Consider the following 13201-nt stretch of genomic DNA (forward strand, 5'->3'; position numbering starts at 1 on the left):
GCCCGAGGAGCGGGTTTATTCCACCGGGTCGCTGACCGGGGTGGCGAAGATCGCCTTCAACTCGGCGGTCATCGGAAACTCCAGGTTCAGGCCCTTCGGTGGGATCGGCTGTTCAAACCAGCGCCGGTAAATCCCGTTGATCTCACCGGTGCGGTACAGATCGCCCAAGGTGTCGTTGACCACCGCGAGAAACTGCGGATCGTCCTTGCGCACCATGCAGCTGTAGATCTCCCGCGACTGCTCCTCGCCCACCACCACCCAGCGATGCGGGTCCCTGGCCTTGGCGCGCTCGCCGTAGAGCAACGCATCGTCCATATAGAACGCGGCTGCGCGGCCGGTCTCGAGCATCTTGAAGGCTTCGCCGTGGTCCTTGGCGCTGATCACCGACAGGTTGCCGTTGTGCTCGGCGTTGTAACTTTTGAGAAAGCGTTCGTTGGTGGTGCCGGCGGTCGTCACCACGTTCTTGCCCTTGAGGTCGGCGAAGCCTTGGATGCCGCTGTCTTTCGCCGTCAGCAGTTGCCCCTTCACGTAGATGAAGCCGTAGGAAAACGCCACCTGCTTCTGCCGCTCGGCGGTCACCCCGGTAGAACCGCACTCCAGGTCGACGGTGCCGTTCTGCACCAGCGGGATACGGGTCTGGGAAGTCACCAGGTTGTACTTCACGCTAAGGTTGGCCACCCCGGTTTTCTGCTGGATGCGCTCGACAATCTTGTTGGCCAGGTCCACCGAATAGCCCATGGGCTTGCCGCTCTGGTCGCCCACGTAGGAAAACGGCACCGACGCATCGCGATAACCCAAGGTGATGGACTGGGTGCTGGCGATCTTACTCAACGTGCCCTCTGTCGGCGGTTCATTCGCCTGAACCGGCGCGCCGAACAAAAGCCCCAGGGTGCAACCGATCAACAGGATTTTTCTCATTGTTATTCTCCGTTGGTGTGTGACGATTCAAGCGGCGCGGGGCGCCAGGCCCTGCATATCAATCGACGGCATGTGCTGGCCGATCAGTTCGGCCAGCAGTTGGCCGCTGCCGCAGGCCAGGGTAAAACCGAGCGCGCCGTGGCCCAGGTTCAGCCACAGGTTGCGATAGGCACTGGCGCCGATCAGCGGCACCCCGGTCGGCGTGGCGGGACGCATGCCGGCCCATTCGACCGCCTGGGCGTAGTCGCCGGCCAAGGGGAATGTCTCGACCGCCTGGCGCCTGATCAACGCGAGCCGCTTGGGCTCGAGGCCGGCGTCGAAACCGACGATATCGACCATCGCCGCCACCCGCAATTGCTCGCCGATCCGGGCGTACACGATCTTGCGGTCGTAGTCGGTGATGCTCACATTCGGCGCCCGATGCTGCGCGCCAATCGGCACGCTCAGGCTGTAGCCCTTGAGCGGATACAGCGGCAGCGCCAGCCCCGGCAACCCCAACTCAGCGCTGCGATGCCCGGCGGCGAGGACCAGTTGCTCGACCGGCATTACCTCCTCGCCCAACTCGATGGCCTGCACCGCACCGGCGCTGTGACGGATCCCGGTGACCTTGCGCCCCAGCAAGAAGCGGCAATGCCCCGACGCTTGCAGGCGCGCCGCCAGGCGTTGGCAGAAGGCGTGACAATCGGCCACTTCCTCGTTCGGCGTGTAGATCCCACCGACAAAACCACCGCTCGCCAGCGCCGGCTCCAGGCGGGTGCAATCGGCCGCCGACAGCACCTGCTGTTGCAGGATATCCGTGACCTTGCGGCGCGCATGCTCGAAGGTGTCGGCGTTGCGAAACGTCACCAGCTTGCCGTTGCGCCGCCAGTCGAAGCCATCCAGGCGATCATCCTCGCGCCATTGCTCCAAGGTGGCCTGGCTCAGGCTCGCCAGGCGCAGCAGGTGGGCGGCATTGCGCCGGTTCACCGAGCCACGGCAGGCGCCGAGGAACGCCGCCATCCAGCGCCATTGCTGCGGGTCGAGGCGCGGGCGCAGCTTCAATGGCGAATCACCGCGCAGCAGCCAGCCAAGCGCTTGCAGCGGCACGCCGGCATCGGCCAGCGGCGCAACGTAGCGATACGACAACTGCCCACCGTTGGCGAAACTGGTTTCGCGGCCCAGGGTGTCGCGCGCGTCGATCAGCGTCACGTCATGCCCGGCGCGCACCAGCGCGTAGGCGCTTGCCAGGCCGATGACCCCACCCCCAATGATACAAACCTGCCTGGCCATCCCCGCTCCTCGCCGTTGAATAAGACGGCTCAAGCGTAGGGGCAGGTGACAGGCCCGCGACAATGAATAAAGATGGGTCACCTATAAGCAAAGGTTATGGACTCGCCATGCGCTTGCGTCATATCGAAATCTTCCAGGCCATCCGCCAGACCGGCTCCATCAGCGCCGCCGCGCAATTGCTGCACGTCTCGCAGCCGGCGGTGAGCAAAGTGTTGCAGCACGCCGAGTTGCAACTGGGCTTCCCGCTGTTTCTGCGCGTGCGCGGCAAATTGCAGCCCACGCCGGAAGCCCTGGCGTTGGAACGCGAAGTCGAGAAAGTCAGCGAAAGCCTGCAAGGCGTAAGGCGCCTGGCCAAGAGTCTGCGCCGGTCGCCGGCGCAGAGTGTGCGGATCGGTGCGATCCCGGCGCTGGCGCTGTCGTTGCTGCCACCGGCGATTCTGCAGTGGAAACGCGCTTACCCGGACATCGCCTGCGAACTGTCCAGCGACCATAGCCGCGAGTTGGTGCAGAAGCTGTTGATGCGCGAAATCGACCTGGCGCTGACCCTCAACTTCGCCGGCCACCCGGGGCTCACCACCCAAGTGCTGGCCAACGGAGCCTTGGTCGCGCTGGCGTCCAAGGGCTATTGGAGCGACGCGCAAACCCACCAGCCGCTGCCGTTGGCGGAGCTGGCGGGAGCGCCGTTGATTGGCCTGTCCAGCGCCGACCCGTTGGCGGCAAAGCTCGACAGTTACCTGGAGAAAGTCGACCCGCCACCACGGGTGAGCCTCTCGGTGCAGACCTACTCCCTGGCCCGCGCGATGGTCGAATCCGGCGCCGGCCTGACCGTCATCGACCCCTTCACCGCCCTCGGCGCGTCGACGGCGACCACCTGCATCCGCACGCTCACACCGCCGCTGCCGATCACCCTGTACGCCCTGACCCGCGCCGACGAACCGCCGCCGCACATGTTGGCCAACCTGCTGCAGATCTTCGGTGAACGTGCCCGGGAGCTGCTCGAACGCCTGTAGTCAGCGCCCTCAACCCCACTGAAGAACCAATGTGGGAGGGGGCTTGCCCCCGATGGCGGTGGTTCAGCCAGCATATTTGCCAACTGACACACCGCCATCGAGGGCAAGCCCCCTCCCACATTTTTTAGACCGCGTCGTGCGTTAGAGCACGTAATGCATGATCGCCACGAAATGCAGCAAACTGCCGCCGATCACAAACAGATGCCAGATCCCATGGGAATGCCGCAGGCGATCCTCCAGGGCGAAAAAGATAATGCCGACGGTGTACAACACCCCGCCCGCCGCCAGCCAGATAAACCCCGCCGTGCCCAGCGCGGCGATCAGCGGCTTGACCGCCACCAGCACGATCCAGCCCATCACCGCATAGATCACGATCGACAGAACCCGTGCTTCGGAACGCGGTTTGATCTCCTGCAGAATGCCGATCACCGCCAGCCCCCACACGATCCCGAACAACGTCCAGCCCCACGGCCCTCTTAAACTGACCAGGCAAAACGGCGTGTAACTGCCGGCGATCAACAGATAGATCGAAAAGTGATCGACCTTCTGCATGATCGCTTTTCGCCGCCCCTGCACGCTGTGATACACCGTCGACGCGCTGTACAGCACCATCAACGTAAACCCATAAATCGCCACGCTGACAATCTTCCAGGGGCTGCCGTCCAGGCTCGCCACCACCAACATCCACACCGCGCCCACACACGCCGCGACTGCACCGAGCAAATGGCTCCAGGCGTTGAATCGTTCCCCGTGGTACATCTGTCACTGACCTCCCGTAACCGTTGACCGCTGGCTGGCAAGCGTCCCGCCTTGCGCATCAGAGTGCAAGGGCCTTATGACGTTCCGGCGACGCCGCACGGTTTTGCGGGCACAATCGGCAGCATTCGAACAAGAGCCACGGCCATGTTGATCGACGAAGAGTTCACCCTCAAAAAGCTGGAAATCTTCCTGGCCTTCATGCGTACCGGCAACCTGGCCCGCGCCGCTGCCGAGCTGCAAACCAGCAACGTCAGCGTACACCGCGCCATCCACTCCCTGGAGAACGCCCTGCGCTGCCCGCTGTTCAAGCATGAAGGCCGCAACCTCACCCCGCTGGAAAGCGCCTACGTGCTCGAAGAGCGCGCACAAAAACTGGTGCAGGACGCAGTCGACAGCATCCGCCTGACCCGTGAAGCCGCCGGCTTCTCCGCCGAACGTTTCAAGCTCGGCTCGCTGTATTCGCTGACGGTGAAAACCGTGCCGCAACTGATCATGGGCCTGAAACTGCGCCGCAGCGAACTCAACATCGACCTGATCCTCGGCTCCAACTTCGACCTGCTGTATAAGCTCAAGAACATGGAAGTCGACGCGATCCTGATCTCCCTCGACGAACGCGCCAACGACCCCGATTGCGAACAGATCGCGTTGTTCTCCGACGACATCTTCCTCGCCACGCCCGCCGACTCGCCCTTCGACCGCGACCAGCAGATCGACCTGGCCGACGTGCGCGACGCCACGTTCATCACCCTCACCCAAGGCTTCGCCACCCACCAGGACGGCAACCGTGTGTTCAAGCAAGCGGGGTTCGAACCGAAGGTGGCGATGCAGGTCAATGACATCTTCACCCTGCTGAGCATGGTCAGTTCGGGGGTCGGTTATGCGCTGCTGCCGGGGCGGATTGCGGCGGTGTATGAGAACCGCGTGAAGCTGATACCGCTGCAACCCCGGTATCGGTTGCAGCAACATATCGGGGTGGTGTTCTTGAAGGCCAAGGAGCGTGATCCGAATTTGCTGGCGTTGTTGGCCGAATGTCGGATGTATGCCAATCGGCAGGTGACAGCCTGACAGACCGTCATCGGGGGCAAGCCCCCTCCCACATTTGGAATGCGTTTCAATGTGGGAGGGGCTTGCCCCCGATAGCGCCAGCCCAATCACCGCAAAACCCCAAAGTCAGCCCACCAACCCTCGCACAATGAAGTACAGCAACGAAGGCCCGAGCAAACAGCCAAGCCCGGTGTGGAACGTCGCGGTCAGCGCGCCATACGGCACCAGGCGCCGATCTGTTGCCGCCAGCCCCGCCGTCACGCCACTCACCGTACCGGCCAGCCCACCGAACACCATCGCCGAACGCGGGTTATCCAGGCCCATCCAACGCGCCGCAACCGGCGTGCCGACCATCACCAGAATCGCCTTGATCAAGCCAGTGGCAATCGACAGCGCCATCACATCCGAGGTCGCGCCGATCGCCGCACCGGTCACCGGGCCGACGATGTAGGTCACGGCGCCAGCGCCGATGGTGGTCATGCTGATCGCATCGCGATAACCGAACACCCAAGCCATGCTTGCACCGACGATAAACGGCAGGATCGTGCCCAGCAGCAGCGCAATCACACCGATCATCCCGGCCTTGCGCGCTTCGGTGGCTTGCACTTCAAACGCCGTGGCGACGATGGCGAAGTCGCGCAGCATTGCGCCGCCCATCAGGCCGATGCCGGAGAACAGCGATATATCCGCCAGGCCTTTTTGCCCGCCGGTCATGGTGCCGCCGACCCAGGCCAGCACCAGGCCGATCACGATGGCAATCGCCGAGCCGTGAACGCGCCCGAACGTCAGACGCTTGGACAGCACCACGGAAATCCACATCACCACGCCCACGAACGCAAAGGCAGTGACCAGGCCGTTATGCTCCAAACCCTTTTCAATGAGAGCCCACATATCAGCGGCCTCCTACGACAGGTGTCGGTGTGATCAGCGGTTCTTCATCGGGCAGCGGTTCGCCCTTGTGCGTGCGGCTGATCAACGCGATGGTGCAACCACACACCACCACCGAACCAATCGCCGCGAGTACCGCGACCGGGCCGCCGTGCAGAGCGGTGACCACGTTTTGCTGTGCGGCCATCGCCACCACCACGGGGATGTACATCGCGCCCCAGAAGCCGACGCCCATTTCGCAATCCTTGGTCATACCGCCGCGTTTGTGCATCCACAGCCGTGCGCAGATCAGCAGGATCATCGCGATGCCCACCCCGCCCACGTTGGATTTGACGCCGAGCAACACGCCAAGCATGTCGCCCATGATCACGCCCGCGAGCGTGCAGATCGCCAGCAATGCCACACCGTAAATAATCATTGTTGTTGTCCTCAAAGTGCTCGATCGATTTTTTGTTGTTGTGCTTCGAAAGCCTTGGGTGGTGCTTTATCGGTGGCGGCGCTCCTCCTCTTCCAGCAGGGCCTGCAAGGTGTCCAGGCGCGCACCTTCGCAGGCGATCACCGTGCCGTGTTCGAACACGCGGCGTGACAAGCCGGTGAGAACGGCGCCGGGGGGCAGTTCGATCTGCAGGCGCACGCCGCGCTCATAGGCGCTTTGCACGGTGCCGCGCCAGTCGACGACGCGGCACATGTTGAAGGCCAGGTCGTCGCGCAGTTGCGCAGGGTCGCCGATCGGCCGCGCCCGGGTGCTGCTCAAGTAGCTGATGCGCGGAGCCTTGAGCGTGACGAACGCTTCAGCCAGCACCTGGGCCGGGCGCTCCAGCAGCGCGCAATGGGACGGCACGCTGACGGCCAGGCGCTTGGCGATGCCGTTGCCTTTGACGCGCTGGGCGACACGCTGCATCGCTTCATCGCTGCCGGCGATCACCGTCTGGTTGTCGGCGTTGATATTGGCCAGGTACACCGGGGTTTCTGGACTATGGATGTCGGCCAGCAGGGTTTCGACAGTGGATAAATCCGGGCCGATCAGGGCGGTCATGCCGTAGCCCTGTGGATAAGCCTGCTGCATCAGTTCGCCACGCAGGCTGACCAGCCGGACGGCGTCGGCAAAGTCCAGGGCACCGGCAATCACCGCCGCTGGGTAAGCGCCGATGGACAAACCCGCCACATAGTCCGGCGTGCGCGCCAACAGGCGCGCATGGGCCACACCCGCAATCAACAGGCACAACTGCACAGCGCGGGTACTGGCCAAGGCTCGCGCAGAGTCGAGTTGGCGAACGTCTTCAGCCAAGGCCTCGCTGGCTTCGTCCAGCACCGACGCGGGCAAATGCCGAAGCATGCCAGGGCGTTGCGCACCCTGCCCCGGAAACACCAGCAGGCTGCTCATACCAGCGCCTGCCAGGGATCGATGACCAGGTGCGCGCCGCTGGCGGTTTTGAGTAATACGCGACGTGACGAGCCGGCCCATTCGCGCAAGGCGACGGCGCCAAACGGGGTTTGCAGTTGCAGGTCCACGGCGCAGACCGCCGTGTCCAGGATCGCCAGCAAGTCCTCGGCGTCGCGTCGCTCCAGCGGCTCGGGGGTGTGCAGGATCAAATCCAGATCGCTGGCGTCATGCAGCGCTTCGATGCCCGTGGCCAATTCAAAACCCGCACTGCCGCTGACGCCCCAATCCTTCTGCGCCAGCAGCGGCCGCAGTTGAGCCAGCGCCCGCAATGCCGGCAAATCCCGTGGCGATGTCACCTCGCGCAGGGCTTGCGGCGTCACGCGCCGCCGCACCAGCGCCAGCGGCATCTGGGCGGCGAAACGCTGCTCGCGCAAACGCCCGCGCACGCCGACCGCCACCTGGCCCGGTTGCGCAATGGCGCGGCGGACCACCACCGGCTGCCCGGCACCGAGCGCCTCCAGCACCCAGGCCGGCGCATCGGCAGGCACATGCGCCGGGGTCATGCCCCAGAGCAGGTCGTGGGCGTTCACCATTGCGCCCGCAGCAGTTGGCGCACATGGCTGGAGGCGGCGCGATGGGGCGCACCCAGGCGACCGCTCAAATCACGGCCATCGACATCCTTGATCGCACTGACCAGGCAATCGCTGACCCGCGCCACATCGTCCTTCGTCGGCTGTTCAATCTGGCTGACCGACAAGGTCTCCCAGAGCAAACCGAGGCTGGCATAACTGTCGATGTCATAGGCCATCGGCGGCACACTGGCGGCCAGGGCTTCGAGCTCTTCGACGCTGCGCAGGGTCACCCGCGCCGCCGAGGCCTTGCCCATGGCGTGAACCATCACGCCGGGGTCGCGCAGGGCGATCAGGCGGTTGGCCTGGTAGCCGTGGGCGAGGAACGCGCCGGACATGGCCTTGCCCACCAACAACCCGATCACCGGGTGCCCGGCCAGGCGGGCCCGAGCGTAGCTGTCGACCGCGGCGGCCAGGGCTTGATGGATGCCGAGGGCTTCTTCGCGACGGCCATAGGCCTGGCTCGGCACATCGACGATGGCGATCAACGGGCGCTGGTCGCCGGTCGCAATGGCTTCATCCACGGCTTTGGCCAACCCCCAGCCTTCGAGCAGGCCGACTTCGCCATTGCGTGCGCGGGGGAAGCGGTTTTGCGCGTCGGGGACCACGGCGATAAAGCGCACCTTGTGTTCACCCAATACGCCATCGGCGACTTTCAGCGAGTCCGGCAACCCTTCCACGGGTTGGGCGCCGGCACTCAACGCGTTGAACCACTGCAAGCCTCTCATGAGCGTTCTCCCTGATACAGATCGCGAACCGTCGCCGGGTCGATTTGCGGTTCGGCGTCCAGTTCAGCCAGGCGCGCCAGATAGAAGTCGGCGCGGCGACTGCGTTGTTGAGCGGGCAAGCCGAGCTGCAATAGCGCGCTGACGGTCTGCTGAATCTGCGCGACATCATCCGCCACGTAACGGTCGGCCAAGCCGCTGTTGAAGCGTTGTTCGCCACCGGTCAGGCTCCAGATAAAGGGCCGGTCGCGGGAATCGTATTCATCCAGGCCGGCTTCCTGCTCGATCACCTGCGGACCGTTCAGGCCCAGGCGCGCTTCGCGGGTCACCAGCAGATAGCTGCACAGCCCGGCGGCGATGGACATCCCGCCAAAGCAACCGACGCTGCCCGCCACCACGCCGATCACCGGCTGATACTGGCGCAGATCGACAATCGCGGCGTGGATATCGGCAATCGCCGCCAGGCCCAGGTTGGCTTCCTGCAGGCGCACGCCACCGGTTTCCAGCAGCAGCACGGCGCGGGTCGGGATGCCGTTGCGGTTGTCTTCGGCCGCCAGTTCAAGGGCGCCGGCGATTTTTGCGCCGCCGACCTCACCGAGGCTGCCGCCCTGGAAGTTGCCTTCGATCGCGGCGATCACCACCGGCTTGCCAGCGATGTTGCCTTTGGCGATCACCACGCCGTCGTCGGCCTGGGGCACCACGCCCTGACGGCTGAGCCAGGGCGACATGACCCGTTCGAACGGGTCGATCAGTTCGCGGTAAGAACCTGCGTCCAACAAGGCCTTGGCCCGCTGCCGTGCGCCCAGTTCGACGAAGCTGTGTTTGCTGAGCAAGTCAGTCATGGCCGATCTCCTCGAAGCCTTGTTCCAGGCGCAGGCGCACCACGCCGGGCGTGGCACCGAAGTCGTGGATATCAATGTTCAACGCGGGCGGCGTGTGCTCCTGGAAGATCCGCTCGAACAGGTGCTGCCAGCGCTGTTCGGCGCCATTCACCGAGGTCTGTACCTGAATGCTCAGGATGCCGGGCGTGCCCGGTTCCAGCAGCACTTCGAGGTCGCCCGAACCGACACACCCCACCAGCGCGCGACCTTTGGGCGGCTGCCCGGCGGGAAATTCAAAGGATAAGGTTTCCATCAAAACGCTCCATCGAGGCGGTCGATAAACAGGCAGGCGGCCAACAGGTCGGCGGCGCCGCCGGGGGAGGCATTCAGGGCCAACAGCTGTTGGTCGAGTTCGTGCAAATGGCGGCGACCGGCCAGGGTCGCGCTGCCGCCTGCGTCGAGCACCGCTTGGGCGCCGTGTTGCATGGCGTGCAGGCCCGCGGTGCCGGCGCGGTAGAGCACGCAGGTGTCGGCCAGGTCGGTCATGATCGCGAGCAACGCATCCAGGCGCGCGTTCTGTTCACCGGCCTGTTGCTGGCGGCTTTTGTGCAGTTGCGGCAGGCCGCGTTGCAACACCGAGGGGAAACCCAGCTGGGCTTCCTCACGGGCACCGCGTGCGCCGTAGCGTTGCGCCACCTGCGCGCCGTGGCTCATGGGTTGCGGGGCATGGCGATCGTCGAGCAGGGCCAGTTTTGCCGCTGTCAGGGTTACGGCATTCGGGTGAAGGGACTGGGGTTCCAATGCCGCTGCCGCAGTGAGTAAGCCGAGGGCCCAGATCGCACCGCGATGGGTGTTCACGCCGAGGGTGGTGACGAGCATCGCCTGTTCACCCTCACGACCGATGCGGCCGAGGGCTTCGCGCAGGGGCAAGCCGACTTCACCGATGTCGCGGGCGGCTTCGGCCATTGCCAGGAACATCGGCCACAGCGACAGCGCCGAGGCATGCATCAGGCCCAGGTGCAAATCGCGGTGGGCGCCGTTGCCACGACGGTCCACCAGGGCCGGTTTGGGCGACAGGTCGGCTTCGTCGATCAGGGCGTCGACGGCCAGGTCCGCCAGGCGTTCGGCAACGCTGAGTGGGTGCAGTTTGAGGGCGCGCATTTACCAGCTCCTGAACTTGGCGGGAGGGTTGTACAAACCGCCGGACCACTCCACCAAGTCGGCCACGCTCTTGGCGGCCAACAACTCACGGGTGGCGTCGGTGCGGCGGATGCCGAGGTCTTCGGGCCAGGCGATCAGGCCCTCACGGCGCATGCGCGCGGTGTCCTTGGGGTTATGGCGCATGCCGATGGCGGTCACCCCGGCGACGGCGGCGATCATCGCCTGGCGCTCTTCCAGGGAGCGCGCCTTGTACAGGTAGGCGATGCCTTCTTCGGTGAGCAAGTGGGTGACGTCGTCACCGTAGATCATGATCGGTGCCAGGGGCATGCCGCTTTTGCGCGCCACCTCCACCGCGTCGAGGGTGTTGACGAAGGTCGGTTTGCCGCCTTCCTGGAACGTCTCGACCATTTGCACCACGAGCTTTTTGCCGCGCTCCAAGAGTGCTTCGGGAGCATCCTCGTGACGCATGTCGAGCCAGGCCGGGGTGCCATGGCGGCGGCCACGCGGGTCGTGGCCCATGTTCGGTGCGCCGCCGAAACCGGCGAGGCGCCCGCGGGTGACCGTGGAGGAATGCCCGTCGCCGTCGACTTGCAGGGTGGCGCCGATAAACAGGTCCACCGCGTATTGGCCGGCGAGTTGGCAGAACATGCGGTTGGAGCGCATGGAACCGTCGCGGCCGGTGAAGAACACATCCGGGCGGGCGGCGATGTAGTGTTCCATGCCCAGTTCAGTGCCAAAGCAATGCACGCTTTCGACCCAGCCGCTTTCAATGGCGGGGATCAGCGTGGGGTGCGGGTTGAGGGTCCAGTTGCGGCAGATCTTGCCCTTAAGACCCAGGGATTCGCCGTAGGTGGGCAGGATCAATTCGATGGCGGCGGTATTGAAGCCGATGCCGTGGTTGAGCGACTGCACATTGTGTTTTTCGTAGATGCCGCGGATCGCCATCATCGCCATCAGCACATGCACCGGCTTGATGTGGCGCGGGTCACGGGTGAACAGCGGTTCGATGTAGAACGGCTTGTCGGCCACCACCACGAAGTCGACCCAACTGGCCGGGATGTCGACGCGGGGCAAGTCGGTGACGTCATCCACCAACTGATTGACCTGCACGATGACAATGCCATCGCTGAACGCTGCCGGCTCGATCAGCGCCGGGGTGTCTTCGGTACTCGCGCCGGTGTAGATATTACCGGCGCGGTCGGCCATGAAACCGGCCGAGAGCACCACATTGGGGATCAGGTCCACCACCAGCCGGGCGTAGAGTTCGATGTAGGTGTGGATCGCGCCGATTTCCAGCAGGCCATCTTCCAGCAACTGGCTGATACGCAGGGATTGGGTGCCGGCGAAAGAGAAGTCGAGCTTGCGCGCGATGCCCTTTTCAAACAGGTCCAAGTGCTCGGACCGGCCGACACTGGGCATGATCATGTGCAAATCGTGGAGCTTGGCCGGGTCGGCCTTGGCCAGGGAGCGCGAGAGGAAATCCGCCTGCTTCTGGTTATTGCCCTCCAGCACCACGCGGTCGCCGGGGAGGATCAGGGCTTCGAGGGCCTCGACGATTTTGTCGCTGGGCAGCACGGCCCCATCCGCATACTGCTTGACCAGCCCGAGCCGCCGCTGCTTCTCGTCGCGCCGCCGCGTCCAGCGCGAGTCGGGGGTAATTATTGTTGTCATGGTCGCTCCACGGGTTTGCTGTCGTGGGCTGTACCTTAGGAGTGATTCAGAGGGGCATCAATCAAGCTGGGCGGCGAATCGTTACGGCTGGAGTAATGAATCAGTGACAGACACGGGGTCAAGCCTAATGGGGAGCAACATGCCCCCCAAAACAACCCACGGCGCTACTCGAAGCGAGGTAAATGCGGAACCACCGTCGGCTTTTGCGCACGAAGCCTCCAGTTGGGAGAGTTAACCGACGTTCAAAGCGGCGCCGCAACACCTGCGCGGCTGCCATCGGTATTAATCATGTGGTCGGCCATTTCGGAAAACATACGTTGCAGCTTCGCATTCAGGACTGCGTCATCCACCTGCTCGTTGATTGCCTGACGCATGCACAGCATCCATTCGTCGCGCTCGACAATACTGACTGCAAAGGGCGCATGTCGCATGCGCAAACGCGGGTGGCCACGTTCCTGTTGAAACAGTGGCGGGCCGCCAAGCCAGCCACTCAGGAACTTGAATAGACTGTCGGCGCTGCCGGCAAGACTCGGCGGGTGCATCTGGCGCACTCTTCGCGCCTCGCACAGCACCTCCATCAATTCGTAAAAGCGGTCGACCAGTTTATGGATACCCGCCTCTCCCCCTAACTGGAGATAAGTACTGGTGTTGTTCTTATGCACGGTACTCAATAGTTCAGTCATATCGTCAGCACTCAATGTTGGAACTTTATCCCGCCCGCAAGCACATGCGTCACACAGCACTGCCATTGGCAGATAACGCCGCCGTCGTTTATCGCAACGGGCCATGACCAGGCAGTTAGCACGCGCCATGCCAAGAGCGGAAATGTGTTTTTTATTGATTGATAACAAATACTTAACTATTCGAGCACGAAGATGGCAGATGCGTTGGCAGTCACATCTTCTGCCAATCGGCTATGACG

15 protein-coding genes are annotated in these 13201 nt (G+C 63.9%); 2 read left to right on the forward strand and 13 right to left on the reverse strand.

Features of this window, described 5'->3' with window-relative positions:
- Nucleotides 1-15: 15 nt before the first annotated feature.
- Nucleotides 16-918 (reverse strand): transporter substrate-binding domain-containing protein, encoded by a 903-nt coding sequence (locus tag JN756_RS29990; protein ID WP_057003945.1) that lies wholly within the window; start codon nucleotides 916-918, stop codon nucleotides 16-18.
- 27 nt (nucleotides 919-945) lie between these two features.
- Entirely contained in the window at nucleotides 946-2187 is a 1242-nt protein-coding gene (locus tag JN756_RS29995) for a D-amino acid dehydrogenase (RefSeq protein WP_201021622.1), read from the reverse strand.
- 107 nt (nucleotides 2188-2294) lie between these two features.
- On the opposite strand from JN756_RS29995, the gene JN756_RS30000 reads away from it, so the two are divergent.
- A complete protein-coding gene (locus tag JN756_RS30000) occupies nucleotides 2295-3197 on the forward strand; it encodes a LysR family transcriptional regulator (RefSeq protein WP_057003947.1) in 903 nt (300 codons plus the stop codon).
- 141 nt (nucleotides 3198-3338) lie between these two features.
- On the opposite strand, the gene trhA is transcribed toward JN756_RS30000, so the two are convergent.
- Nucleotides 3339-3956 (reverse strand): PAQR family membrane homeostasis protein TrhA, encoded by a 618-nt coding sequence (trhA, locus tag JN756_RS30005; protein ID WP_017844979.1) that lies wholly within the window; start codon nucleotides 3954-3956, stop codon nucleotides 3339-3341.
- 144 nt (nucleotides 3957-4100) lie between these two features.
- Here trhA and JN756_RS30010 point away from each other — a divergent pair, with 144 nt between their 5' ends.
- The gene (locus JN756_RS30010; RefSeq protein WP_017844980.1) at nucleotides 4101-5021 is read left to right on the forward strand and encodes a LysR family transcriptional regulator; all 921 of its coding nucleotides are present in this window, start codon (nucleotides 4101-4103) and stop codon (nucleotides 5019-5021) included.
- A gap of 105 nt (nucleotides 5022-5126) precedes the next feature.
- On the opposite strand, the gene madM is transcribed toward JN756_RS30010, so the two are convergent.
- The 10 genes from madM to JN756_RS30060 form a co-directional block, all read right to left on the reverse strand.
- Nucleotides 5127-5891, reverse strand: coding sequence for a malonate transporter subunit MadM (madM, locus tag JN756_RS30015; protein ID WP_017844981.1), 765 nt, complete (start codon nucleotides 5889-5891; stop codon nucleotides 5127-5129).
- 1 nt (nucleotide 5892) lies between these two features.
- Complete coding sequence (gene madL / locus JN756_RS30020) at nucleotides 5893-6306, reverse strand: malonate transporter subunit MadL (protein WP_017844982.1); 414 nt, start codon at nucleotides 6304-6306, stop codon at nucleotides 5893-5895.
- A 66-nt stretch (nucleotides 6307-6372) separates the two neighbouring features.
- Nucleotides 6373-7272 (reverse strand): malonate decarboxylase subunit epsilon, encoded by a 900-nt coding sequence (gene mdcH, locus JN756_RS30025; RefSeq protein ID WP_046381773.1) that lies wholly within the window; start codon nucleotides 7270-7272, stop codon nucleotides 6373-6375.
- On the reverse strand, nucleotides 7269-7865 hold the full coding sequence (locus JN756_RS30030) for a malonate decarboxylase holo-ACP synthase (RefSeq protein ID WP_046381772.1): 597 nt from the start codon (nucleotides 7863-7865) through the stop codon (nucleotides 7269-7271). The genes mdcH and JN756_RS30030 overlap by 4 nt, the downstream gene beginning before the upstream one ends.
- On the reverse strand, nucleotides 7859-8629 hold the full coding sequence (gene mdcE, locus JN756_RS30035) for a biotin-independent malonate decarboxylase subunit gamma (protein ID WP_046381771.1): 771 nt from the start codon (nucleotides 8627-8629) through the stop codon (nucleotides 7859-7861). Before mdcE ends, JN756_RS30030 begins: the two co-directional genes overlap by 7 nt.
- On the reverse strand, nucleotides 8626-9468 hold the full coding sequence (locus JN756_RS30040) for a biotin-independent malonate decarboxylase subunit beta (protein WP_046381770.1): 843 nt from the start codon (nucleotides 9466-9468) through the stop codon (nucleotides 8626-8628). The genes mdcE and JN756_RS30040 overlap by 4 nt, the downstream gene beginning before the upstream one ends.
- On the reverse strand, nucleotides 9461-9760 hold the full coding sequence (locus JN756_RS30045) for a malonate decarboxylase subunit delta (protein WP_046381769.1): 300 nt from the start codon (nucleotides 9758-9760) through the stop codon (nucleotides 9461-9463). Before JN756_RS30045 ends, JN756_RS30040 begins: the two co-directional genes overlap by 8 nt.
- Nucleotides 9760-10608, reverse strand: a complete 849-nt coding sequence (locus tag JN756_RS30050) for a triphosphoribosyl-dephospho-CoA synthase (protein WP_046381768.1) — start codon at nucleotides 10606-10608, stop codon at nucleotides 9760-9762. Before JN756_RS30050 ends, JN756_RS30045 begins: the two co-directional genes overlap by 1 nt.
- A complete protein-coding gene (gene mdcA / locus JN756_RS30055; protein ID WP_046381767.1) occupies nucleotides 10609-12279 on the reverse strand; it encodes a malonate decarboxylase subunit alpha in 1671 nt (556 codons plus the stop codon).
- A 242-nt stretch (nucleotides 12280-12521) separates the two neighbouring features.
- Nucleotides 12522-12962: a group II truncated hemoglobin gene (locus JN756_RS30060; protein WP_017844991.1), complete on the reverse strand. Its 441-nt coding sequence runs from the start codon at nucleotides 12960-12962 to the stop codon at nucleotides 12522-12524.
- Nucleotides 12963-13201: the final 239 nt, after the last annotated feature.

This window comes from Pseudomonas sp. Y39-6 (assembly GCF_023651955.1).
Taxonomy (GTDB): Bacteria; Pseudomonadota; Gammaproteobacteria; order Pseudomonadales; family Pseudomonadaceae; genus Aquipseudomonas; species Aquipseudomonas veronii.

What these genes read in the sequence shown, in the direction of transcription:
- JN756_RS29990 (WP_057003945.1), bottom strand. Translation starts at nt 918, where the DNA reads ATGAGAAAAATCCTGTTGATCGGTTGCACCCTGGGGCTTTTGTTCGGC.
- JN756_RS29995 (WP_201021622.1), bottom strand. Translation starts at nt 2,187, where the DNA reads ATGGCCAGGCAGGTTTGTATCATTGGGGGTGGGGTCATCGGCCTGGCA.
- JN756_RS30000 (WP_057003947.1), top strand. Translation starts at nt 2,295, where the DNA reads ATGCGCTTGCGTCATATCGAAATCTTCCAGGCCATCCGCCAGACCGGC.
- trhA (WP_017844979.1), bottom strand. Translation starts at nt 3,956, where the DNA reads ATGTACCACGGGGAACGATTCAACGCCTGGAGCCATTTGCTCGGTGCA.
- JN756_RS30010 (WP_017844980.1), top strand. Translation starts at nt 4,101, where the DNA reads ATGTTGATCGACGAAGAGTTCACCCTCAAAAAGCTGGAAATCTTCCTG.
- madM (WP_017844981.1), bottom strand. Translation starts at nt 5,891, where the DNA reads ATGTGGGCTCTCATTGAAAAGGGTTTGGAGCATAACGGCCTGGTCACT.
- madL (WP_017844982.1), bottom strand. Translation starts at nt 6,306, where the DNA reads ATGATTATTTACGGTGTGGCATTGCTGGCGATCTGCACGCTCGCGGGC.
- mdcH (WP_046381773.1), bottom strand. Translation starts at nt 7,272, where the DNA reads ATGAGCAGCCTGCTGGTGTTTCCGGGGCAGGGTGCGCAACGCCCTGGC.
- JN756_RS30030 (WP_046381772.1), bottom strand. Translation starts at nt 7,865, where the DNA reads ATGGTGAACGCCCACGACCTGCTCTGGGGCATGACCCCGGCGCATGTG.
- mdcE (WP_046381771.1), bottom strand. Translation starts at nt 8,629, where the DNA reads ATGAGAGGCTTGCAGTGGTTCAACGCGTTGAGTGCCGGCGCCCAACCC.
- JN756_RS30040 (WP_046381770.1), bottom strand. Translation starts at nt 9,468, where the DNA reads ATGACTGACTTGCTCAGCAAACACAGCTTCGTCGAACTGGGCGCACGG.
- JN756_RS30045 (WP_046381769.1), bottom strand. Translation starts at nt 9,760, where the DNA reads ATGGAAACCTTATCCTTTGAATTTCCCGCCGGGCAGCCGCCCAAAGGT.
- JN756_RS30050 (WP_046381768.1), bottom strand. Translation starts at nt 10,608, where the DNA reads ATGCGCGCCCTCAAACTGCACCCACTCAGCGTTGCCGAACGCCTGGCG.
- mdcA (WP_046381767.1), bottom strand. Translation starts at nt 12,279, where the DNA reads ATGACAACAATAATTACCCCCGACTCGCGCTGGACGCGGCGGCGCGAC.
- JN756_RS30060 (WP_017844991.1), bottom strand. Translation starts at nt 12,962, where the DNA reads ATGACTGAACTATTGAGTACCGTGCATAAGAACAACACCAGTACTTAT.